The organism is Rubidibacter lacunae KORDI 51-2, assembly GCF_000473895.1.
GTDB classification, from domain to species: Bacteria; Cyanobacteriota; Cyanobacteriia; order Cyanobacteriales; family Rubidibacteraceae; genus Rubidibacter; species Rubidibacter lacunae.
Genome location: NZ_ASSJ01000081.1, coordinates 62,821 through 82,965 on the forward strand (window position 1 = coordinate 62,821; position 20,145 = coordinate 82,965).

The following is a 20,145-nucleotide window of genomic DNA, read 5'->3' on the forward strand; positions in this document are numbered from 1 at the left end:
GATTGCAACGGACTTGCCAACCAGAGTCCGAACGCCAGTTACGCCGACTGTAGCAAAGAGTTTTAGTTGGGCAGAAGGGTGACTTGCGTAGGCGGTCAAAGCTCATACCCATCAGCCGACCGACACTCATGCCACGCTGCAAGCAAGAACTCTCTATAGCCGGCCAACATCTTGACGAAATCCTTCAGGATTATTCCGGTCCGTCGAAATCCCTGTTAAGTCCCGGCTGCTAAACAGCTTACTGCCTGACTCGTCGACCGCGCCCTCCAGGGCTAGTTGACCCACCATCTCGACCAGGCTGGTGCTAACCCCGACGCTGCCCGCGACAGCCGCAACGGATCTACACAATAAAACGGTCATACCGATCGGGGCAGCCTCGACTTGAAGATTCCCCGCGACCGCTGCAACGAGTTTCAAGCCGTGCTCGCGCCCAAGGGGCTGTGTCACCTCTCCGGACTCGACGAGAAGATTCTCGCCCTCTCCCCCCGATGAGTCACACCTGCGTTTTTAAAGGCCAACTTCACGACCTCTAAAGGTTGACATTTCCCACGTGTTGCTTAGCCAAGTCACCGACGTCGTCCTGCCGGAACTGAAACAATGGCAAGCCCGCCCGCCCGCTCTGGTCTACCCCTTCGTCAGGCGCGACGCGCTGCCGGGAAGGTACGCCGCGACGGGGGAGTGCAGCAGACCGCCATCTACCGGGTGCTGGGAGTTAACCGCGACGGGTACCAGGAACTGCTCGGGATGTGGAGTGCGCCCGATGACAGGGCGAAGTTCTGGATGTCGGTGCTGACAGACCTGAAAAATCGGGGCGTGCAGCGCATCTGCATTGCTGGCGTGGACGGTCTGACCGGCTTTCCCGAAGCCATCGCTGCCACGTTTCCCGAGGCACGAGTGCAATTGTGCATCGGGCATCTGGTGCGGAACTCGCTGAAGTACACGAACTGGAAACACCGCAAGGAAGTTGCCGGTGACCTGATGACGATTTACCGTGCCCCGATGGTGTCAGCTGCGGAGGATGCCTTGACGGGGTTCGCGCAGAAATGGGACGAGACGTATCCGACCTCGGCGGGCAGTGGCTGCGGGAGTGGGAGCAGGTTACCCGCGGTTTGACTACCCGCCGGACATCCGACCGGTAATGTACTCGACCAACCCGCTTGAGTCGTTGAACCGGTCGTTGCAGAAGGTGCTGAAAACGAAGGGTGCGTAGCCGTCAGAGGAGGCGTTAATGAAACCGATGTACCTAACGCTAGGTCACATCAGCAGGAAATGGACGCGACCGATTGGGAACTGGAAGCCAGCGCTGGAGAGCTTTGCCATTGAGTACCTCAACTGGTTCGCGGACTGAAAGCGAAGCTTAAACAAAATACGTGACACTCTGGTCCTGGCAACTAAACGCAGTGGTGAATTTTCCGTTGCTGTTATGCGCGAATGATAGTCTGGTTTGCCATGGAGCGATCGCGAAGACGCGCAGATAGATCTGCTCGCCGCGCGCGCTGCAGTCTCTTTAGCCGAAGCCTTTGTCGCGATTTGGGGCCGGGACCTCAAGGCACAACTCCAGTTGATGGCGGAGTTCCGGCAGGTCTAGATCCTGACCGATTAGCACGAGTTGGTTCTTCTGCTTGCCCTTCCACTTGTAGTCCTCGATGGAGAAACGCTTGCCACTGAGATGGAAGACGTGGCGATCGGGACTCGTGTCAAACCACAAGATTCCCTTCGCACGGAACACTGCTTCGGGCAGCTCGTTGTCCAGGAAAGACTGGAACTTGCGAATTGAAAAAGGGCGATCGCTTTCAAACGACAGAGACACGAACCCGTCGTTTTCTAGATGATGCGAGCCATCGTGGCTGTGGTCGTGATGGTTGTGATGGTCGTGGCGATGATCGTGATGATGGTCGTGGTGAGGGTGATGGTCGTCATGGTCGCAGTCGGGTTTGAAATATTTGTCCGACTCGAACAATCCGATACTGAGGATCAGCGGCAGCGGCACCTCCGAGTTGCGAGTGCGGATGATGCGGGCGCCTGTCTTCACATCGCGAATGCGTTTTTCGAGATCCGCAATTTTCTGCTCGTCCACTAAGTCAGTCTTGTTCAACAGGATGATATCGCCGTATGCGATCTGGCTGCTAGCCGCTTCGCTGTTGAAGAGATCGAGGCTGAAGTTCTCTGCATCCACCAACGTCACGATCGAGTCGAGGCGCGTCATGTCGCGCAGCTCCGTGCCCAGGAAAGTCAGCGCCACCGGCAGCGGGTCGGCCAGACCGGTCGTTTCTACTACTAGATAATCGACTTTATCCTCGCGCTCCAGCACGCGATAGATTGCCTCCACAAGGTCGTTGTTGATCGTGCAGCAGATGCAGCCGTTGCTCAACTCCACCATTCCTGCACTGCTGTCGGTGTCGATAATTAGCTCGTTGTCGATGCCAATTTCGCCGAACTCATTGACCAAGACTGCAGTTTTGACACCTTGATTGTTGCTAAGGATGTGGTTGAGAAGTGTGGTTTTACCGCTGCCGAGGAAACCCGTGATGATCGTGACGGGCAAGCCGAGCTTGGGAGCGTCCATCGGTGCGGCGGCGGTCGGCTGGAGGTCAGGAGTTTGCATGGCGGTGCCTGGGGAGCGTCACAGTTAAGATGGAGTCCGGAAGCGGGAATTCGCCGAGGGCTAACTGCCTGTGCGTACTTCCTGCTTCTGAATAGTGTTTATATTATGCTCGCCTCGATTCGCGAGTTGCCAGCACGATGACCCTGACTGTTTACAATACGCTCGCCCGCCGTTCGGAACCCTTTGAAACCGTCGAACCCGGAAAGGTGCGGATGTATTGCTGCGGCATTACGGTATACGACTTGTGCCATCTGGGTCACGCCCGCACCTGCACGATTTGGGATGTGGTGCGGCGGTATTTGCGCTGGCGCGGCTTCGCAGTGGAGTACGTTCAAAACTTTACCGATATTGACGATAAGATTCTCAACCGGGCGCGTACGGAAGGCGTCTCGATGCAGGAGATTTCCAATCGCTACATCTCTGCATACTTCGAAGATATGGACCGCTTGGGCGTGCAACGTGCCGACGCTTACCCGCGCGCCACCGACGCGATCGACGGCATCCAGCGCTTGGTGCGCGACCTCCAGGTCAAAGGGTATGCTTATCCATCCGGCGGCGACGTCTATTATGCAGTCCGCAAGTTTTCCGACTATGGCAAGCTCTCCGGACGCGATTTAGACAATCTGCAAGCGGGGGCGAGCGGTCGCGTGGACGCTGGAGATGCCGCAACATCGCAGAAACGCGACCCACTTGACTTCGCACTGTGGAAAGCGGCCAAGCCCGGCGAGCCGTTTTGGGAGTCACCATGGGGTGCGGGCCGACCGGGCTGGCACATTGAATGCTCTGCGATGGTGCGCGATCGCCTGGGCTCCACCATCGATATCCACACCGGCGGCGGCGATTTGATCTTCCCGCACCACGAGAACGAGATCGCTCAATCGGAAGCGGCAACCGGCAAGCCACTAGCGCGGTATTGGTTGCACAACGGCATGGTCAAGGTCGGCGGCGAAAAAATGTCGAAGTCGTTAGGGAACTTCATTACCATCCGCGACTTGCTCGACAAGCCAACGGATCCGATGGTGGTGCGGTTGTTCATTCTGCAAGCCCATTACCGCAAGCCGATCGACTTTACAGATGAAGGGCTGCAAGCAGCGGCGAACGGCTGGGAAACGCTCAAGGACGGTTTGCTATTCGGCGATCGCTTTGCCGATCGACTGGGCTGGAGTTCGACCGAGGCACGCGATCTCGATGCTGAAGCCCGCTTCATCGCTGCTGCAGACGACGACTTTAATTTCACCAACGGTTTGGCGATTCTCTTCGAGCTGGCGAAAGAACTGCGTAAGGCAGGCAATTTGATCGTCCACAACGGAAAAACGGCCGTCCGCGCTGCTGAACTAGAGGGGAAATGGCGATCGCTGGTGGAGCTGTCCTCCGTTCTGGGGGTGGTGGCGCAACCGGAAACCGAAGCGGCGATCGCCTCCGGTCCCAGCGATGCCGAAGTCGAAGAACTTATTCGCCAGCGGACGGCGGCACGGAAAGCCAAGCACTTCGCTGAAAGCGATCTCATCCGCGACGAGCTTCAAGCCCAAGGGATTACTCTCATTGACAAACCTGGCGGTGTCACGGATTGGCATCGCACTTGATATCGGATGATGCTTTAAAAACAGCGCGGTTTCAGCATAAAGGTGTCGGAGCGGATAGCAAGGAAGGGGCGATCGCCAATAATGTCCAAAAAGTAGGGTCACAAGTTTCTGCTCGGAAACCTCGGTCTATGTGACTAAGAGCTAGGGGCGCGTGTAACCTTCTAAAGAGAGAATTTACAGCTGTTTGCTGAGTTTGGCGGACAATGTGCCGCGGGCGTGTTCGACCAAGCGGGTGATGAGCTGTTTGAGCAGCTCCTACTCGCCCAGGATTTGCTCGGAACCGAAGTAATGTTGCAGGAGTTGGTTGAGGAGCTGGTCGGTTTTGGAGGGTTCTGGCTTGCGTCTGGGCATGGGTTGCGGTCTCCTATTGAGTTATCTCTCAGACCGCTTACACAAAAAACTTTGCAGGCTTGGGCTTGGGAGGCGATCGCCTCCGATCGAAGCAACCGACGCGATCGCCAGATTTAGGAAGCTAGTGCCGACGCACGCGGTTTGGCGAAGATCATCCGCCCGGCTGACGTTTGCAGCGCAGAGGTCACAATGACCGGCAACTCGGCTCCGAGGTGCTCGCGTCCATCATCTACAACAACCATCGTGCCATCTTCAAGGTAGCCGACGCCCTGGGCTGGCTCCTTACCTTGCTTGAGGATCTTGAGCTGCAAGGTATCGCCGGGGAGATAGAGCGGGCGTACTGCCTGTGCGAGGTCGTTCACATTGAGCACTGTCACCTGCTGCAGATCGGCCACCTTGTTGAGGTTGTAATCCGTAGTGAGCAAGACGCCGTCGATGTCCTGAGTCAGCCGTATGAGCTTAGCATCAACGGTTTGAACGTCCTCGTAGTCGCCGGCGTGAATTGTCAACCGACCGGGATATGCTTCCTGCATGCGCTTGAGAATGTCGAGGCCTCGCCGCCCGCGTCCGCGCTTCCGATCGTTTGCGGCATCTGCTAGACGCTGCAACTCCTCGAGCACAAATGCTGGTACGAGCAGTTGACCCTCGATGAAACCGGTACCCAACAGTTCTTCAATTCGACCATCGATCGCGCAGCTCGTGTCGAGTACCTTCGTGGCAGCGGGCTTGAGCGTGCCCTCAGCAACCAGGATCGACTGCATGCTGTTGGGGTTGATCAGGCGTAGGAACGATCTTCCGTGGGTATCGGCAAGACTGACTCCCATAAACGCAAACATCACGCTGCCCAGAACGGCAACCAGCGGTTTGATGAAAGCCAGCTCTGTTGGAATCGGCAATAGGAACAGGGGGGCGAGCATGAGATTGGCTAGCAAAAGCCCGATCGCCAATCCAGCCGAACGCGTCAAAATGATTTCTACGGGCGTGTTGCGGATTTGCGCTTCCAGACGGCGGTAACTGGCTTGCGCCCATAGTCCGACTGCCAGACCGAAAATCGCGGTAAACCCAGCCGTCACCCAACGCAAGGCATGCACGTTGCTGACAGTTGCTTGTATCGATTCAGGAAGCAGATCCACGGCATCGTAGCCGATTCCCGCAGCTGCCAGGATAAAAAGAGCAATGATGATGGCGTCAACCATTAGATTCGGGTGCAGAGAACTTGCACGGATGAATGGTTTGGCAGACTCGATTTCGCAAGAATTTCGTGCGAAAACAGAAGTGGGCTTCGTTCATTATATCGGGCGCGAATCGCGCGATATTTGACGGGAATATCGACCGTGCTGTTGCTGATAAACAAGCACTCGACGCGCCTCTTCCCCCTTTGCTGAGGGGCACTCGCAGGGCTACGGCTGTGAGAGTCTCCAGCTTTTAGGCATTTCCTGGGGGCTGCAGTTAAGTGAGGGAAATACGGCAAATGTAGTGCGAGCTTTTGCAACAATTTGCGAAGAAACGCGACCGAGTTTGCGTTAACGTAACGAATATTGACGCTCCTAGTCATCGTTTTCACGGAATGCAGTTTTCTCCTGTCGTCCGCGGGCCCGACTTGCCCGAAGCCGTCGCCGAGTGCTCGCCAACGGCAGCCTACGTTCATATTCCGTTTTGCCGTCGTCGCTGCTTCTACTGTGATTTTCCGATCTCGGTTGTTGGCAATCGCGCTACAGCAGGGTTCGAGAATGTAGTCGAGCGTTACGTAGAAGCATTGTGTCGGGAGATCCGAGCCACTCCGCTTACGAATGCAAGGCCGCTGGCGTCGGTATTCTTCGGCGGAGGGACGCCTTCTTTGTTGCCGGTCGCTCAGCTCGCGCGCATCCTGGAGGTGCTAGGAGAACGGTTTGCGATTGCGACTAATGCCGAGATTGCCATGGAGATCGATCCCGGTACCTTCAATGTCGAACAGCTGCGCGGTTATCGCACGGCAGGGGTCAACCGCTTCAGTCTGGGCGTGCAAGCCTTTCAAAACGAGTTGCTCGAATTGTGTGGGCGATCGCATTGCGGTCAAGACATCATGGCGTCGATCGAGATCGTCCGTCAGGTAGGGATTACCAACCTCAGCCTCGATCTGATCTCCGGGTTGCCACACCAAACCTTGGTGCAATGGAACGCTTCGTTGCAACAGGCGATCGCGATCGCGCCCCAGCACCTCTCTTGCTACGATCTGGTCTTGGAGCCGACGACCGTCTTTGCCCGTCGTTACCAGCCGCAATGCCCTCCGCTGCCGTCCGACGAGACCGCCGCCCAAATGTACCGCCACGCACAGCAGGTGTTGGGGGCTGCCGGTTACGAGCATTACGAGATCGGAAACTACGCTCGCGCGGGTTATCAGTGCCGACACAACCGCGTTTATTGGGAAAATCGTCCTTATTTCGGCTTTGGTGTTGGTGCCGCTAGCTACACGAATGGGCAGCGCTTCACGCGTCCTTGCACGCGCACGAGCTATTACGCGTGGCTTGATGCCTACGAAGCGGCTGGGGGCACGATTGACGTCCTGCCCAACACGCCGACAGAGGAGTTACTGGAAACACTGATGTTAGGTTTGCGCTTGGTTGAAGGGATAGATTTGACCGCGCTCGCCGCTCGATTTGGCTCTAAGTTGTTGGGTGCACTTGCACCCTGCCTGCGACGCTACGAAGGCGCGGGTTGGGTTGAAGTCGTCGCAATAGATGGGAGCAGCAGTGAGGTAGGCGATCGCCTGCCTGCCGCCGGGCGCTTACGTCTGAGCGACCCAGAAGGTCTGCTATGCTCGAATACGGTGCTGGCAGCGCTCTTTGAGATACTGTCGTGACAATGCTCGCGATCGCTCGGCGATTGCCGAACACCATCTACACGTAGGTCCGACAGCGGTCTGTCGTGTTTCAAGCAATCGCATTTCCTACTGCGACCGGGCAAAATCGGTTATCCGGGTCGCTGCCATTTCCAGCGTCGGGATATCGCGCACCAATGCCACGCGCACGTATCCCTCGCCTGCTTGCCCGAACCCCGAACCCGGAGCCAGTGCCACACCGGTTGTTTCTACAAGCTGCGTGCAAAACCCCAGCGACGTGCCCGACCAAGTGTCGGGCAGCTGCGCCCACACGTACATCGTTGCCGGCGGGAGCGGCACGTCCCACCCGTGACGGTGCAGGGCGGCGACAAAGGCATCTCGACGGGCGCGAAACGCGGCTACAGTTTGTCGAATGCCCTCCTGCGGTCCTTCCAACGCCGCGATCGCGCCATTAGCGATACCGCGGTACTGGTTGAAGTCAATAACGGATTTGACCTGCCGCAGGGCTAAAATTAGCGCCCGGTTGCCAATTGCAAAGGCAATCCGGAAGCCGCCCATATTATAGGATTTTGAAAAAGAATAAAATTCAATTGCGATATCTTTATTGCGATCGGCTTCAAATACCGAGGGCGCGCGCCCGGCAAAGACTACTTCAGCATAAGGAAAGTCGTGAACAAGTGCGATCGCGTGTCGGCGGCAAAATGCCACGGCTTCCTCGAAAAACGATCGCGGTGCCATCGCCGTTGTCGGATTGTGCGGGTAGCTCAGCACCATCATCCGCGCGCGATCGCGAATCGCCGGAGGAATGTCGTCGAGCACGGGTAAGAAGCCGCACTCGACCCGAGCGGGCATGAGGCTCACTTCGCCGCCTGCTAAATGCACCCCACCGGCGTGAGAAGGATAGCCAGGATCCTGAAGCAATGCAACGTCACCCGGGTCGAGCAGTGCCAGTGGTAAATGGGCGGTGCCTTCCTGACAGCCGATCAGCGGCAAAACCTCTGTCTCCGGATCGACCGGCAATCCGTATCGGTCCTGATACCACCGAGCTACTGATTCTCTGAACGCTTGCGTGCTGTGAAATAAGGCGTAACCGTGCGTCTGGGGATCATGTAGCGATCGCGCGATCTCGTCGAGTACCCAGTCAGACGCCGGCAAATCCGACGAGCCCAAGGACAAATCGACGATCGCTTGACCGGACGCAATCGCCCGCGCCTTCGCTCGATCCATGTCGGCAAAAACATTGGACTGGAGAGCCTGCATGCGTCGAGCAAGGTGCATGAGCGTTTAGTCGTCGAGATAGTTGGCGCAGAGGTCCGGAGCGCCTAGCGCGGGATCGCTGCAGATGTCTAGCCTAGATGGTCGTCCAGATTGGTTTTCAACTTATCCCGAACTAGTGCACCTTCGTGAGACCACACCACCTCGTTATCCTTAAGTAAGCGTAGCGCCGGCACACCTTCTACTTTGTAGGCTTTTACGGCACCGGGACTGGGATCGACTTCCATCTTTACCACTTTAAGGCGATCGGCATACGCCTGAGCCGCCCAGTCGATCGAAGTCGAAGTTAGGCGACAAGGACCGCACCACGGTGCCCAGAAATAAACCAGCACCGGTTTGTCTGCCTGCAACACTTCACTGTCAAACTGACTGTCTGCAATCGCGATCGCTTGACTCATCTCGCGCTTTCTCCTCCATCTCGAACGCGGCGGATGGCGTCCGCCTGCCTTCCTAAATTACCGCGCACACATTCCCCTCGACTGGGTAGTACGCTTTCTTAAGACCTTCTCGGCATTCGATTCGGGGTTCGAACTGATACGAGTCCCGCACTGTTCGTGCGAGACAGTGCGCGAACAGTGCGGGACCTCTTGAAGAGCAAACCGACATCAGCTGAGTTGCAACGGCCGTTGGCACCAGACATTTTCTAGCTCGCCTCGGCATGCGACCCCGCGGGCATGCCCGATGCAGTTGCTAACCCCAGTTACTTGATATCGTCGAGTTCGGCACGCAAATCGGCTAGCTCCGCGTCGATTGCCAAATCGCCTGCTGCTGGGGCATCCACAGACGTTGCTGATGCTTGCGGTAACGCCCCAGCGGGCTCGGCACCGCCCAGCATCTGTGCTTTCAACGCCGACAACTCGTCGTCGACATCGCTCCCAGCTTCCAGTTGTGCAAACTGTTGCTCGATACCCATGCCGCCAAGCTCTTGGGCTGCCTGCGATTCAGCCTCAATCGACAGTACTCGCTCTTCCATACGTTCGAAAGCAGCTAGGGCGCTACCCGTCCCCATCGTGCCGACTTCAGCCTGCAATCGCTTGTTGGCTTCGGCAGCTTTGAGACGCGCCTTGTACATATTTTTCTTGGTCTTCGCCTCGGAGATTTTACCCTCCAACGCGATGAGGTTGCGGCGCATACCGTCGACCGTAGAAGATTGTTGGTCGAGCTGCTGCTTGAGCATGTTGGCCGCATCAATTGCAGTTTTCTTGCGCTGTAATGCTTCGCGTGCCAAGTTCTCGTCGCCCTTGGTCAAGGCTAGTTGGGCCCGCTGGTGCCATTTTGCTGCTTCCGATTGATTCTGCTCGTACTGCTGCTGCGTGCGCTTTTGCGCCCCGATCGCCTCGGCAGTTGCCTTGCGGAGTTGAACGAGATCTTCCCCCATATCGATCACGGCCTGCTCGAGGATTTTCTCCGGATCCTCGGCTTGGCTGACCAGATCGTTTAGATTGGCACGCACGACGCGACCCAAGCGATCGAAAAGTCCCATGACGCTACTTTCCCTTGCAATTTACCGAAGCCGGTCTACCGCTTCAACGACATACCTGCCACGCCCGCTTGCCGCAGCCTCAGCCAACGAGCTGCAGCGTTTCGCCGCTGCTGCCAACAAGACATCAAAATCGGGGATAACCGATTGCCAGGCACGACAACATCATTACCCCCGCATCCAATCGTTCGGGCAGGTTTTGCCCAAATGTTAACATTCCCGCTTACAGGCGGTCCGCCGCGCCGCTCGCGATCGCGCGCCGAACCCGACCGCTATGACGCTTGACCGCTAAGCGTCGGGATCTTTTCCAGAGCGGACTGCTCCCCATCCTCGCCATAGACGGTCAGATCTTCGGGTTTACAGCGCTCGACGATTAATGCCGCTATCGTCGCGCCCTCGCTCTCGAGATCCTCGATGTAACCGTCCTGGGATGCTTCTGCCTCCCGTTTGTTCGCGAACGGACCGAAACAATAGGTGCACTGGGGATTCTCCGTTTTAATACGAACCCACCAAGCAGCACCAAGCGAATCCAGGATGTTGACTAGGAGCTTCATCATTAGAATTGCCCAAAACTTTGCCTTCAAGCCAAGCAAACAGCAACTAGACTGCGAGTACCCGCTTTATGAGCAGCTTTACATTTCTGCACTCTAGGGTTTTAAACCATCGGTCCGGGGCACGTCAAGAAGGATAGGCGGCGCGTAGTGCTGTCGGCACACTTCGTACAAAGCGATCGCGGTAGCAACCGAGGCATTGAGACTCTCGGTCTTCCCAACGGTAGGGATTGACAGCAAGCCGTCGCAGTGACGGCGCGCGAGCAGGCTCAGCCCCTTATCTTCCGAGCCCACCACCAATACTACCGGTCGATCGAAATCGATGCTGTGTAGTGCTTGACCGCCAGTAGCAACGGTGCCGTAAACCCAAAACTCGGCTGCCTTCAGCTCCTCTAAAGCCCGCGACAGGTTGACCACGCGCGCTACCGGGAAGTATTCGAGTGCTCCGGCAGCTACTTTCATAACCGTTGAGGTGATTCCCACCGCACGCCGCATGGGGATCGCCATGCCCTGAGCCCCGAGCGCTTCGCCCGTCCGTGCGATGGCACCGAGGTTGTGGGGATCGGTAATGCCGTCTGCGACGATCAGGATCGGTCGAGAACTATTAGCTTTGGCCCGCGCGATCAGCTCGCTAAGTTCTACATAGGCATAGGGTGCAACTTGTGCGACGACCCCTTGGTGGTTGCCACCTTCAGTAAGCTGGTCGAGACGCTGGAGATTGACCTCGTCTACAGTGCAGCCGCGACTCTTGGCAGTTTCGAGCGCGGCGTGAAAGTTAGAGCTGTGGCGCAGCCGTGCCGTGACCCAGATGCGATTGAGCTGGCGGCCGGCATGCAGTGCCGACAGGACGGCGTGCCGGCCGTAAATCGTGTCACTTTCAGTTTCAGTAGTAGCAACCGCCGAACTGTCCCGGCGATCGCGCAACGATCCAGCAGCAACTCTATCGCGCGGGTGCAGGCGCGGGGCCTGAGGACGTTCGTCATTGCGCCCGCGGCCGGAACGACGTTCGCCACGATCGAAACGCTTGGGGCGGCTGTCGCGTTCGGACCGATTGGAACGCTCGTCGCGGCTGATTTGCTTTGACCCTTCGTCACGGCGGCGGTAACGATCGCCGCCGGTGCGATTGCTGCCGTCCCCGGTGCTGTCCCCGCGACTGCGAGGAGCACCATCGCGCGTCGATCGCGAGCGGTTGGGATAAGCAGGTTTGGCTGGCATTCGCTTGCGCCGTGTCGGTTCGGACATGAGGATTTGGGGGTGAGCTAAGGGTGGAAGACTCGTTCCGAGCCGTTTGGCTCGGCAGTCGATTGAGGAAACCGAGTGTAGATCGCCTACGCACAGAGATCGAGCCACTGCAGGACCTGCAGCAGGCGTTCGCGATCGCAGAGGAAGAGATAACCGATCAGCGTTTCCAAGCTCGTCGCTTGCTGATAAATGAGGGGTGAGAGCCGACGCGGACGACCCGAAGCAGCATTGCGTCCTCGTCGGAGGATATCGCGCTCGTCTGCGTTCAGATAAGGCTCCAGGGTCTGCAAACGCTCCGCTTGGGTTTCGGCACGAACGGCACTGACAACGAGTCGGTGATAGTCGGATAGGCGCTTGGGCGGAAGCAGATAGCGCGATCGCGCGCAAACCTCGTAGACGGCATCGCCCAAATACGCCAACACGGCCGGCGACAAACGCTGGGCAGCGAGAGCGCTAGTGGGGTCGGTGTCGAACCCCGCACGCAAGCAGTCGAGTTGCACGCTCAAAAATTCGCGCGCGTCGCCATCAGTTGGCAACGCCCTGGAGGAAACTACATCTGGCGTAGCATCGTCGCGAGCTGCCGCTGACATGGGGACCCCCCTAACGAACCCGCCAGCGGGAGTTTGCCGACGACCCAAACGCTTCCGATAGTAGCATTGCTCCCTAGCAGGCAGATTTGGGTATTTGCCAGCCCGACAGATGAGCAACTACTGGGTCTCAGCCTGGGCGATCGCGTCTTCGAGCGTCGGTTTTAGGGATAAGAACTTCTCCAAGCGCACGAGCTTAACCGTCTGTGTCACGCGGGCGTTGGTTACAACTTGGAGAGAGCCACCGGCTGTTTGAGCGAGTTTGACGAGCTGTACAAGCGCGCCCAGTCCGGAGCTATCGATGAAGTCAATCTGCGCGAGTACGAGAATGACGTGTTTCGGCGCGTTTTCTTCTTCAATGAAGGTGCCAATAGTCTTGCGCAGGGCCGGCTCGGAAAAGGCATCGAGCAAGCCGGTCAAGCGAAAAATTTGTATGTTGTCCTTGACTTCGCGCGTGCCTCTGAGGCTGACAGTCAGGGTGAGCGGTTCAGGAATGGCTCCCTCCTCCGGCGTTGGCAGTGCCGGTCGGTATTGCGAAACCGTATTCTAGCTCATCGCGCGGTCGCAGAGGACGATAGGTTTTCAGCCGTGCGATCGCGCATCATACTGACGAATTGTGCGAACAAATAATCGGCATCGTGGGGACCGGGACTGGCTTCGGGGTGGTACTGCACCGAGAAAATTGGCAAGGTTTTGTGGCGCAGGCCGGCCACCGTGCGATCGTTCAAGTTGAGGTGAGTGATCTCGACGTCGGGCCCGAGCGACTCTTCGCGTAAAGCAAAACCGTGATTCTGGCTGGTGATTTCCACGTGCTGGCTCAACCCACAGGGCTGGTTGAGACCGCGATGCCCGAATTTGAGCTTAAAGGTTTCGCCGCCAAGGGATAGCCCGACAATCTGGTGCCCCATACAGATCCCGAAAATCGGCTTGTCGGCTGCCAATAGAGCGCGCGTGGTAGCAATGCCGTCGCCGACGACGGCTGGGTCGCCCGGACCGTTGGACAGGAAGATCCCGTCGGGTTCGTATTTGAGAATGTCCTCAGGTGGAGTGCCGGCCGGCACCACGATAACGCGGCATCCGTAGCTCGCCAGGCGACGCAGGATATTGCGCTTGACGCCGAAGTCGATCGCGACGACCGTCAGGGGCGACCCGCCGCCGACAGCATCGGTCGGGCGATATTCCCAGATGCCATCCGTCGGGTCGGACCATTCGTAGATGTCTTTCGTCGTTACTTCGTTGACGAGGTTGAGCCCTTCCATACAGGGAGCGGCTTGCACTTTGCGCAGCAATTCGTCGGCATCGAGCACGGTGTTAGAGATCGCGCCGTTCATCGCACCGGAGGAGCGCAGGATGCGAGTAAGAGCGCGGGTGTCGATCCCGTAGATGCCTGGAATACTGTTCTCTTGGAGATATGCGTCGAGGGTGCGTTGCATTCGCCAGTTGCTGGGCGTGCGGCACAGGTTGCGGGCGACGACACCCCTGACATGGGGTTGCGCCGACTCTTCGTCTTCGTCGTTGACACCGGTATTACCTAGCTCGGGGTAAGTGAAGGTGATAATCTGACCGCGATAGCTGGGATCGGTGAGGACTTCCTGGTAGCCGGTCATGCCGGTGTTGAACACGACTTCGCCGATCGCCGTGCCGGTTGCGCCAAAGGCACGACCGCGGAATACCGTGCCGTCAGCGAGGACGAGAAGAGCGGGTTTTACGTCTGCAAGCGCCACAATTTCTGTTTGACTCCGTACCGAACGACCTTACGCCTGGGAGCGACTGCCCCGCCGGCGTGAGTTCGCTCCTTACTCTACCAGCTCCGTGCCAGCGCGCTGCCGCCGGCGTCAGGCTTTGATGACGCGCTTTTAGCAAGGCGATCGCCACGTCGGTAGCAAGTCTGTCGGAGCAAGTCTTAAGTGTTGTCTTGATTGCTTAGAAATTGCACGAGCGCCTGCAGTTTTTCCCATGCTGCCCCGCTTTTGAGAAGCTCGCGGGCGCGATCGCAGCCCTCCCGATGCGCGCCGAGGGTGACAACGCCACCCACTTGCAGGGCTAGCGACGCGTTTAATGCCACCACATCTTGCTGGGCTGCAGTGCCTTTGCCTTGCAGGACAGCGGTCAGAATTGCAGCGTTTTCCTCGACTTCACCACCGTGCAAAGCCCCAGTTGGTGCAGTTGCCAAGCCCAGTGCCTGTGGGTCGAGAACGGACAGAGCGATCTCGCCGCGATCGAGTACCGCCAGATCGGTCGCATCGGCCAGACCGGCTTCATCGAGGCGCTCGCGGCCGTGTAGCACGATCGCCCGCTCCATCCCCAACTCGCGCAAGGCTTGCGCCACTGTGTCGACGAGTCCCGAGTCGAACACTCCCAGCACTTGCCCGGTCGGGTGCAGCGGATTCACCAGCGGTCCGAGCAAATTAAATGCCGTACGCACCTTCAGGGTTTTCCGCAGCGGTACGACGGCTTTCATAGCTGGGTGCCAACCCGGTGCAAATAAAAATGTAATGCCGACTGCCGCGAGCGCCGCCCGCGCGGCATCTGGTGTCGCGGTTAAGTTGACCCCGAGAGATTCCAAGACATCTGCCGAGCCAACTTTGCTCGACGCGGAGCGGTTGCCGTGCTTGGCAACCTCGATCCCGGCCGCTGCCGCCACGAACGCCACTGCCGTGGAAATGTTGAAGGTTCCGGCCCCGTCTCCACCCGTCCCGCAGGTGTCGATGACCGGCGCGGTATGTGCGATCGCCTCTGCTTGCCTCGATTGAGCTTGCAGGACTTGGGCCATTCCTGCCAGTTCGAAGGCCGATACCCCTTTGGCTTGGATCGCAGCCAAAATTGCCCCAGACAGCACGGGCGGGATCGCTTCGTCGAGCCAGCCGCGCATCAGTTTTGCAGCCTGCTCGCGGGTTAGCGATTGGCGGTCGAGCAATTGTTGTAGCAGTCCGGACCAGTCCGTCGCGATCGCATCATCTTGCACCATTGGGTTCTTATCGCCAGTCTCGATGTCGTTAGTAGTTGTGTCGTCTGGGTTGACGACCTCGATTTTACCCGCGGGCAATCGTCCTTGGGTGGTCTTCCCAACTTCGGTATATCGGAAGACTACAAACCCTCGCGTCGATGCTCGACGCGAACGCCTGTATTTTCAATGATGCTGGCTCGTCCCAGCCATCGCTCCAGCTAGCGCCCTGCAGGCAGTCAGTTGATAAATCCGCTCAACACGACAAGCAAACCGCCAACAAGGGCCAGAATGGTTAGCACGAGGCCGGCATTTGGACTGCCCTGCCAAGAGTAGTTCTCGTCGCCGTTCTTTCGGTCTGCCACGGGAAGTACCTCCCCTTGCATTTCTGCTTTTTATGATGGCATTTGCTGGGCGGGGTGTAGCGCGATCGCGGCTAGTTTACGGCCACCGGACTACCTTGAACTACCAGCACCGAGCACGGTGCATTGTGCACAACGTAGTTGCTGACACTGCCGAGGAGCAGTTCGGCAACACCGCGCCGCCCGCGCCGCCCGATAACGATCAAATCGGCACCCCAGGTATCCGCGACATCCACAATCCAGTGGCCGGCTTCGCCCATGCGCCACTCGGCCGATACATTAATTACTCCGTTCTTCTCTGCCTCCTTGCGGAAGGACTGCAACCACTCCTCGGATTCAGCAACGCTGCGCTCGATGTGATCCTGCAACAGCTGCGAATTGATCAGTCCGCTTTGCCCGTAAAGCGTCCCGTATGTTCCAATACCATCTTCTCCAAAGGGGATCGTATTCAGCAGCATGAGTTCCGCCTCGTCAGACGCTGCGACGACTCGCGCGCGAGCAAACACCTCCTGACTCTCGGGCGAACGATCCAATGCAGCGAGAACTTTGTTGTATCCCATGACTGACATTTCTCCATCAACGTGCGATCAGTTGTTTTGGCTTCAATATTCAGTAACGACTGACGTGCATGCCATCGCGGCGCGGCGCGGCTCGCCCGCTACCCGAGTGTAGGGATCGGTGGGGGCGGTTGCGATCGCAATCGTTACCTCCAATTCCGTAGTAACACTGCAACATCGCCACACGGCGATCGCGATAGAAAACGCAACCTGCGCGCTTACTGCTGGCACGCAGTTGAGCGAGTATCCTTTGAGAAGGTAAATCGAGTGCGTTTTTCGCCCGAGCTCACCCTTTGCTTACCTGCCTTGTATGGAAGTCAGCGAACTCCTTTCTCGCTACGCCGCCGGACAGCGGAAATTTGCCAACGTCGATCTCAGCGGTCGCAATCTCTGGGGGGCAGATCTCGTCGACATCGTTCTCGAGGGTGCCAACCTGCAGGGCGCGTCGCTCACCTTTGCATACCTCACCGGAGCCGATTTCACCGGTGCTGATTTCACCGGTGCCGTCCTCGGCGGTGCCAATCTCAATCAGGCTTGCTTGCACGCAGCTTGCCTGCATAATGCCGACTTCCACGGTGCAAGTTTGGCGAAAGCCGATCTCGGCGATGCCAATCTCAGCCTAGCCAGCCTCCTGGATGCTAATCTCTGCGAAGCCGATCTGCGCGGCGCGAACTTGACGCGCGCAAACCTCAATGGTGCTTGCTTGCGCAGTGCCAACTTGCGCGAAGAGCAGCGCAAGATCGTCAAGCTGACGCACGCGACGCTCCGTAAAGCCGATCTTAGAGAGGCTAACTTACGCCATGCCGACCTCAGCGGCGTCGACTTGCGCGGTGCAAACGTGCAGGGAGGAAACTTGCGCGGTGCCGATCTCGCGGCGGCCGATCTGAGTTATGCCGACTTCAAGCGGGCTATGTGCGCGGATGCCAACTTCTATCGCGCGCAGATGCGCGGGAGCGACCTCGCAGCTGCCAATCTCGAACGGGCAGTATTATCGGGTGCCAATCTCAGCGGAGCAGATCTCCGCAACGCCATAGCTCGCGATGCCAAGTTTGACGATGCCAATCTATCGGAAGCTATTCTCGTTGCGGCAAAGCTCAACCGCGCCGACCTGCAGCGGGCGAATTTGTCCGAAGCCGACCTCCAAGAAGCAGTTCTCATCGAGGCCTACCTGGCCCGCACGCAGTTCAGAAACACCGATCTCACGGCCGCTAACTTCCTACGCGCTGAACTGAGCAGCGTCGATCTCACGGGCACGATCCTCAGCGAGACGACTATGCCCGACGGGACGGTGCAGTACTGAAGCCCGACTCCACTGTTCGATTTCGATGCAAGCGGGAGGGCGCGTGCAGACGGCTCGCGGAATGGTTAAATAACATTAAGAAAGTTTTCGCCCGCCTGCTTGCGGTGCGTCTCTCCGTCATTCGCGCCGATTCAATTCATCTTAAGAACTGGCTATGGTTGCACCGGAACAAGTCGATCGCATCGTTTGGAATCTACATCACGACCCGTTTGAGATTTTGGGACCCCACCTCGTTGATAGCGATGACAGCACGCGTGGGTGGGTCGTTCGTGCTTATCTTCCGCAAGCAGAAGCTGCTTGGGTGGTTCGTCCCGACGCGCGCCGCGAATACCCAATGCAGTCGGTGCATAACCCACACTTTTTTGAGTGCGAAATTCCCGTTCCCGACTTGGCGAATTATCAACTGCGCGTTAAGGAAGCCGAACGCGAGCGAGTCATCTACGATCCCTATGCGTTTCGGTCTCCAAAGCTATCGGAGTTCGACCTCCATCTATTTTCCGAAGGAAACCATCACCGCATCTACGAAAAACTCGGGGCGCATGTAACGACAATCGACGGTGTTTCCGGCGTTTACTTTGCCGTGTGGGCACCTAACGCGCGCAATGTTTCCGTTTTAGGGGACTTTAACTCTTGGGACGGGCGCAAGCACCAGATGCGCAAGCGCAACTTCAGCGTCTGGGAACTCTTTGTTCCGGACGCCACCTACGGTGCATCCTACAAGTACGAGATCAAAAACTGGGAAGGTCATATTTACGAAAAAACCGATCCCTACGGATTCCATCAGGAGGTTCGCCCCAAGACCGCATCCGTCGTTGCCGATCTCGAAGACTACTCATGGAACGATTCCGAGTGGCTGGAACAGCGCCGTCACACCGACCCGCTTTCGAAACCGGTCTCGGTATATGAGGTTCATTTGGGGTCTTGGCTGCATACCTCAATAGACGACCCCGTGCGATCGCTCAACGACAACGTTGCTCCCGTGCAGGTGTCGGATTACAAACCGGGAGCGCGTTTCCTCACGTACTACGAACTTGCCGACAAACTGATTCCCTACGTTAAAGAACTGGGCTTTACCCATGTGGAGCTGCTGCCGATCGCCGAGCACCCCTTTGACGGTTCTTGGGGCTACCAAGTAACGGGATATTACGCGCCCACCTCCCGTTTCGGCACGCCGCAAGACTTCATGTACTTTGTCGACAAGTGCCACGAAAATGGCATCGGCGTCATCGTCGACTGGGTACCCGGGCACTTCCCTAAGGACGGTCACGGTCTTGCCTTTTTCGATGGCACGCACCTGTACGAACATGGCGACCCCCGCAAGGGCGAGCACAAGGAATGGGGCACGCTGGTCTTCAACTACAGTCGCAACGAGGTGCGAAACTTCCTCGTTGCCAATGCGGTGTTTTGGTTTGACAAGTACCACATTGATGGCATTCGCGTCGATGCCGTAGCGTCGATGTTGTATCTGGACTACCAGCGCAAACAAGGTGAGTGGGTCGCTAACGAGTACGGCGGTCGCGAGAACCTAGAGGCTGCGGAATTCCTGCGTCAGGTTAACTCTGTCCTGTTCGGTTACTATCCGGGCGTGCTGTCGATCGCGGAGGAATCAACAGACTGGCCGATGGTGTCGTGGCCGACATATGTGGGCGGTTTGGGCTTCAACCTCAAGTGGAACATGGGTTGGATGCACGACATGTTGGACTACTTCCACATGGACCCTTGGTTCCGCCAGTTCCATCAGAACAACATCACCTTCAGCATGTGGTATTTTCACAGCGAAAACTACATGCTCGCGCTTTCCCACGACGAAATCGTCCACGGCAAGAGCAATATGCTCGGCAAAATGCCGGGTGACGAATGGCAAAAGTTTGCCAGTTTGCGTGCCCTCTACGGCTACATGTTTGCCCACCCCGGCAAGAAAACGCTGTTTTCTTGTATGGAATACGGGCAATGGAATGAATGGAATGTCTGGGCGGATTTGGATTGGTGGCTGCTTCAATTCGAACCGCACCAAAACCTCAAGCGATTCGTGGGCGACCTCAACGCACTGTATTGTCGCGAACCGGCATTGTACGAGCGCGACTTCGAGCGCGACGGTTTTGCTTGGATCGATTGCAGCGACAACCGCCACAGTGTTGTCTCGTTCTTGCGCCGCGGCAAGGATCCGGACGAACTCATCGTGGCTGTATGCAACTTTACACCCCAGCCCCACAGCCACTACCGCATTGGCGTGCCGGAGGCAGGTTTTTACAGCGAGTTGCTCAACAGCGACGCAGGTCAGTATGGCGGCAGCAACATGGGCAATATGGGCGGTAAGTGGACCGACGAATGGGCGTATCACAACCAGCCGTATTCGCTCGACTTGTGCTTGCCGCCGCTGGGCGTCCTGCTCTTTAAGCGCGATCGCGATCGCTCGGAAACGGTTGAGACCGAAGCTGAGAGCTAATACAGCTGCCTTACCGCTCTGCCGGTCGGTGTCAATTGCACGTT

At 57.6% G+C, this 20,145-nt stretch carries 20 protein-coding genes; 5 read left to right on the forward strand and 15 right to left on the reverse strand.

Annotation, left to right across the window (positions count from 1 at the left end; translation table 11 throughout):
• Positions 1–153: 153 nt before the first annotated feature.
• A complete protein-coding gene (locus tag KR51_RS18930) occupies positions 154–447 on the reverse strand; it encodes a hypothetical protein (protein ID WP_051358243.1) in 294 nt (97 codons plus the stop codon).
• Between the two features lie 150 nt (positions 448–597).
• Between KR51_RS18930 and KR51_RS18935 the strand changes: the two genes are divergently transcribed.
• The gene (locus KR51_RS18935; RefSeq protein ID WP_051358244.1) at positions 598–1,113 is read left to right on the forward strand and encodes an IS256 family transposase; all 516 of its coding nucleotides are present in this window, start codon (positions 598–600) and stop codon (positions 1,111–1,113) included.
• A gap of 394 nt (positions 1,114–1,507) precedes the next feature.
• Here the strand turns inward: KR51_RS18935 and KR51_RS15200 are convergent, their stop codons facing one another.
• Positions 1,508–2,605: a CobW family GTP-binding protein gene (locus tag KR51_RS15200; RefSeq protein ID WP_022608984.1), complete on the reverse strand. Its 1,098-nt coding sequence runs from the start codon at positions 2,603–2,605 to the stop codon at positions 1,508–1,510.
• Positions 2,606–2,742: 137 nt separating this feature from the next.
• On the opposite strand from KR51_RS15200, the gene cysS reads away from it, so the two are divergent.
• On the forward strand, positions 2,743–4,188 hold the full coding sequence (gene cysS / locus KR51_RS15205; protein ID WP_022608985.1) for a cysteine--tRNA ligase: 1,446 nt from the start codon (positions 2,743–2,745) through the stop codon (positions 4,186–4,188).
• Positions 4,189–4,652: 464 nt separating this feature from the next.
• On the opposite strand, the gene KR51_RS15215 is transcribed toward cysS, so the two are convergent.
• A complete protein-coding gene (locus tag KR51_RS15215) occupies positions 4,653–5,735 on the reverse strand; it encodes a PIN/TRAM domain-containing protein (protein ID WP_022608987.1) in 1,083 nt (360 codons plus the stop codon).
• Positions 5,736–6,106: 371 nt separating this feature from the next.
• Between KR51_RS15215 and hemW the strand changes: the two genes are divergently transcribed.
• Positions 6,107–7,378, forward strand: coding sequence for a radical SAM family heme chaperone HemW (gene hemW / locus KR51_RS15220; RefSeq protein ID WP_022608988.1), 1,272 nt, complete (start codon positions 6,107–6,109; stop codon positions 7,376–7,378).
• Between the two features lie 87 nt (positions 7,379–7,465).
• Here the strand turns inward: hemW and KR51_RS15225 are convergent, their stop codons facing one another.
• The 12 genes from KR51_RS15225 to KR51_RS19905 form a co-directional block, all read right to left on the reverse strand.
• Positions 7,466–8,635 (reverse strand): LL-diaminopimelate aminotransferase, encoded by a 1,170-nt coding sequence (locus KR51_RS15225; protein WP_022608989.1) that lies wholly within the window; start codon positions 8,633–8,635, stop codon positions 7,466–7,468.
• A gap of 68 nt (positions 8,636–8,703) precedes the next feature.
• The gene (locus KR51_RS15230; RefSeq protein ID WP_022608990.1) at positions 8,704–9,030 is read right to left on the reverse strand and encodes a thioredoxin family protein; all 327 of its coding nucleotides are present in this window, start codon (positions 9,028–9,030) and stop codon (positions 8,704–8,706) included.
• Between the two features lie 302 nt (positions 9,031–9,332).
• On the reverse strand, positions 9,333–10,115 hold the full coding sequence (locus tag KR51_RS15235) for a PspA/IM30 family protein (protein ID WP_022608991.1): 783 nt from the start codon (positions 10,113–10,115) through the stop codon (positions 9,333–9,335).
• Between the two features lie 269 nt (positions 10,116–10,384).
• The gene (locus KR51_RS15240; RefSeq protein WP_022608992.1) at positions 10,385–10,669 is read right to left on the reverse strand and encodes a DUF1816 domain-containing protein; all 285 of its coding nucleotides are present in this window, start codon (positions 10,667–10,669) and stop codon (positions 10,385–10,387) included.
• A gap of 90 nt (positions 10,670–10,759) precedes the next feature.
• On the reverse strand, positions 10,760–11,737 hold the full coding sequence (gene rlmB / locus KR51_RS15245; protein WP_040656532.1) for a 23S rRNA (guanosine(2251)-2'-O)-methyltransferase RlmB: 978 nt from the start codon (positions 11,735–11,737) through the stop codon (positions 10,760–10,762).
• 254 nt (positions 11,738–11,991) lie between these two features.
• Positions 11,992–12,495 carry a Mini-ribonuclease 3 gene (locus KR51_RS15250; RefSeq protein WP_022608994.1) on the reverse strand — a complete coding sequence of 168 codons (504 nt, stop codon included), beginning with the start codon at positions 12,493–12,495 and terminating at the stop codon, positions 11,992–11,994.
• A 117-nt stretch (positions 12,496–12,612) separates the two neighbouring features.
• On the reverse strand, positions 12,613–12,969 hold the full coding sequence (locus KR51_RS15255; protein WP_040656502.1) for an STAS domain-containing protein: 357 nt from the start codon (positions 12,967–12,969) through the stop codon (positions 12,613–12,615).
• Positions 12,970–13,043: 74 nt separating this feature from the next.
• Positions 13,044–14,219, reverse strand: a complete 1,176-nt coding sequence (gene carA, locus KR51_RS15260) for a glutamine-hydrolyzing carbamoyl-phosphate synthase small subunit (protein WP_198016811.1) — start codon at positions 14,217–14,219, stop codon at positions 13,044–13,046.
• A 176-nt stretch (positions 14,220–14,395) separates the two neighbouring features.
• Positions 14,396–15,460, reverse strand: coding sequence for an anthranilate phosphoribosyltransferase (gene trpD / locus KR51_RS15265; protein ID WP_022608997.1), 1,065 nt, complete (start codon positions 15,458–15,460; stop codon positions 14,396–14,398).
• 215 nt (positions 15,461–15,675) lie between these two features.
• Positions 15,676–15,801 (reverse strand): hypothetical protein, encoded by a 126-nt coding sequence (locus KR51_RS21045; protein ID WP_269634920.1) that lies wholly within the window; start codon positions 15,799–15,801, stop codon positions 15,676–15,678.
• 71 nt (positions 15,802–15,872) lie between these two features.
• Complete coding sequence (locus KR51_RS15270) at positions 15,873–16,358, reverse strand: universal stress protein (protein WP_022608999.1); 486 nt, start codon at positions 16,356–16,358, stop codon at positions 15,873–15,875.
• A 42-nt stretch (positions 16,359–16,400) separates the two neighbouring features.
• Positions 16,401–16,586: a hypothetical protein gene (locus KR51_RS19905; protein ID WP_156915141.1), complete on the reverse strand. Its 186-nt coding sequence runs from the start codon at positions 16,584–16,586 to the stop codon at positions 16,401–16,403.
• 79 nt (positions 16,587–16,665) lie between these two features.
• On the opposite strand from KR51_RS19905, the gene KR51_RS15275 reads away from it, so the two are divergent.
• Together KR51_RS15275 and glgB are read left to right on the forward strand one after the other, a co-directional pair.
• Positions 16,666–17,655 (forward strand): pentapeptide repeat-containing protein, encoded by a 990-nt coding sequence (locus KR51_RS15275; RefSeq protein ID WP_022609000.1) that lies wholly within the window; start codon positions 16,666–16,668, stop codon positions 17,653–17,655.
• A gap of 154 nt (positions 17,656–17,809) precedes the next feature.
• Positions 17,810–20,101, forward strand: a complete 2,292-nt coding sequence (gene glgB / locus KR51_RS15280) for a 1,4-alpha-glucan branching enzyme (protein ID WP_022609001.1) — start codon at positions 17,810–17,812, stop codon at positions 20,099–20,101.
• The last annotated feature ends 44 nt before the right edge of the window (positions 20,102–20,145 follow it).

Excerpts from the sequence above, each read along its gene's own strand:
- KR51_RS18935 (WP_051358244.1), top strand. The coding sequence starts at position 598 with ATGGCAAGCCCGCCCGCCCGCTCTGGTCTACCCCTTCGTCAGGCGCGA.
- KR51_RS15200 (WP_022608984.1), bottom strand. The coding sequence starts at position 2,605 with ATGCAAACTCCTGACCTCCAGCCGACCGCCGCCGCACCGATGGACGCT.
- cysS (WP_022608985.1), top strand. The coding sequence starts at position 2,743 with ATGACCCTGACTGTTTACAATACGCTCGCCCGCCGTTCGGAACCCTTT.
- KR51_RS15215 (WP_022608987.1), bottom strand. The coding sequence starts at position 5,735 with ATGGTTGACGCCATCATCATTGCTCTTTTTATCCTGGCAGCTGCGGGA.
- hemW (WP_022608988.1), top strand. The coding sequence starts at position 6,107 with ATGCAGTTTTCTCCTGTCGTCCGCGGGCCCGACTTGCCCGAAGCCGTC.
- KR51_RS15225 (WP_022608989.1), bottom strand. The coding sequence starts at position 8,635 with ATGCACCTTGCTCGACGCATGCAGGCTCTCCAGTCCAATGTTTTTGCC.
- KR51_RS15230 (WP_022608990.1), bottom strand. The coding sequence starts at position 9,030 with ATGAGTCAAGCGATCGCGATTGCAGACAGTCAGTTTGACAGTGAAGTG.
- KR51_RS15235 (WP_022608991.1), bottom strand. The coding sequence starts at position 10,115 with ATGGGACTTTTCGATCGCTTGGGTCGCGTCGTGCGTGCCAATCTAAAC.
- KR51_RS15240 (WP_022608992.1), bottom strand. The coding sequence starts at position 10,669 with ATGATGAAGCTCCTAGTCAACATCCTGGATTCGCTTGGTGCTGCTTGG.
- KR51_RS15250 (WP_022608994.1), bottom strand. The coding sequence starts at position 12,495 with ATGTCAGCGGCAGCTCGCGACGATGCTACGCCAGATGTAGTTTCCTCC.
- trpD (WP_022608997.1), bottom strand. The coding sequence starts at position 15,460 with ATGGTGCAAGATGATGCGATCGCGACGGACTGGTCCGGACTGCTACAA.
- KR51_RS15270 (WP_022608999.1), bottom strand. The coding sequence starts at position 16,358 with ATGGGATACAACAAAGTTCTCGCTGCATTGGATCGTTCGCCCGAGAGT.
- KR51_RS15275 (WP_022609000.1), top strand. The coding sequence starts at position 16,666 with ATGGAAGTCAGCGAACTCCTTTCTCGCTACGCCGCCGGACAGCGGAAA.
- glgB (WP_022609001.1), top strand. The coding sequence starts at position 17,810 with ATGGTTGCACCGGAACAAGTCGATCGCATCGTTTGGAATCTACATCAC.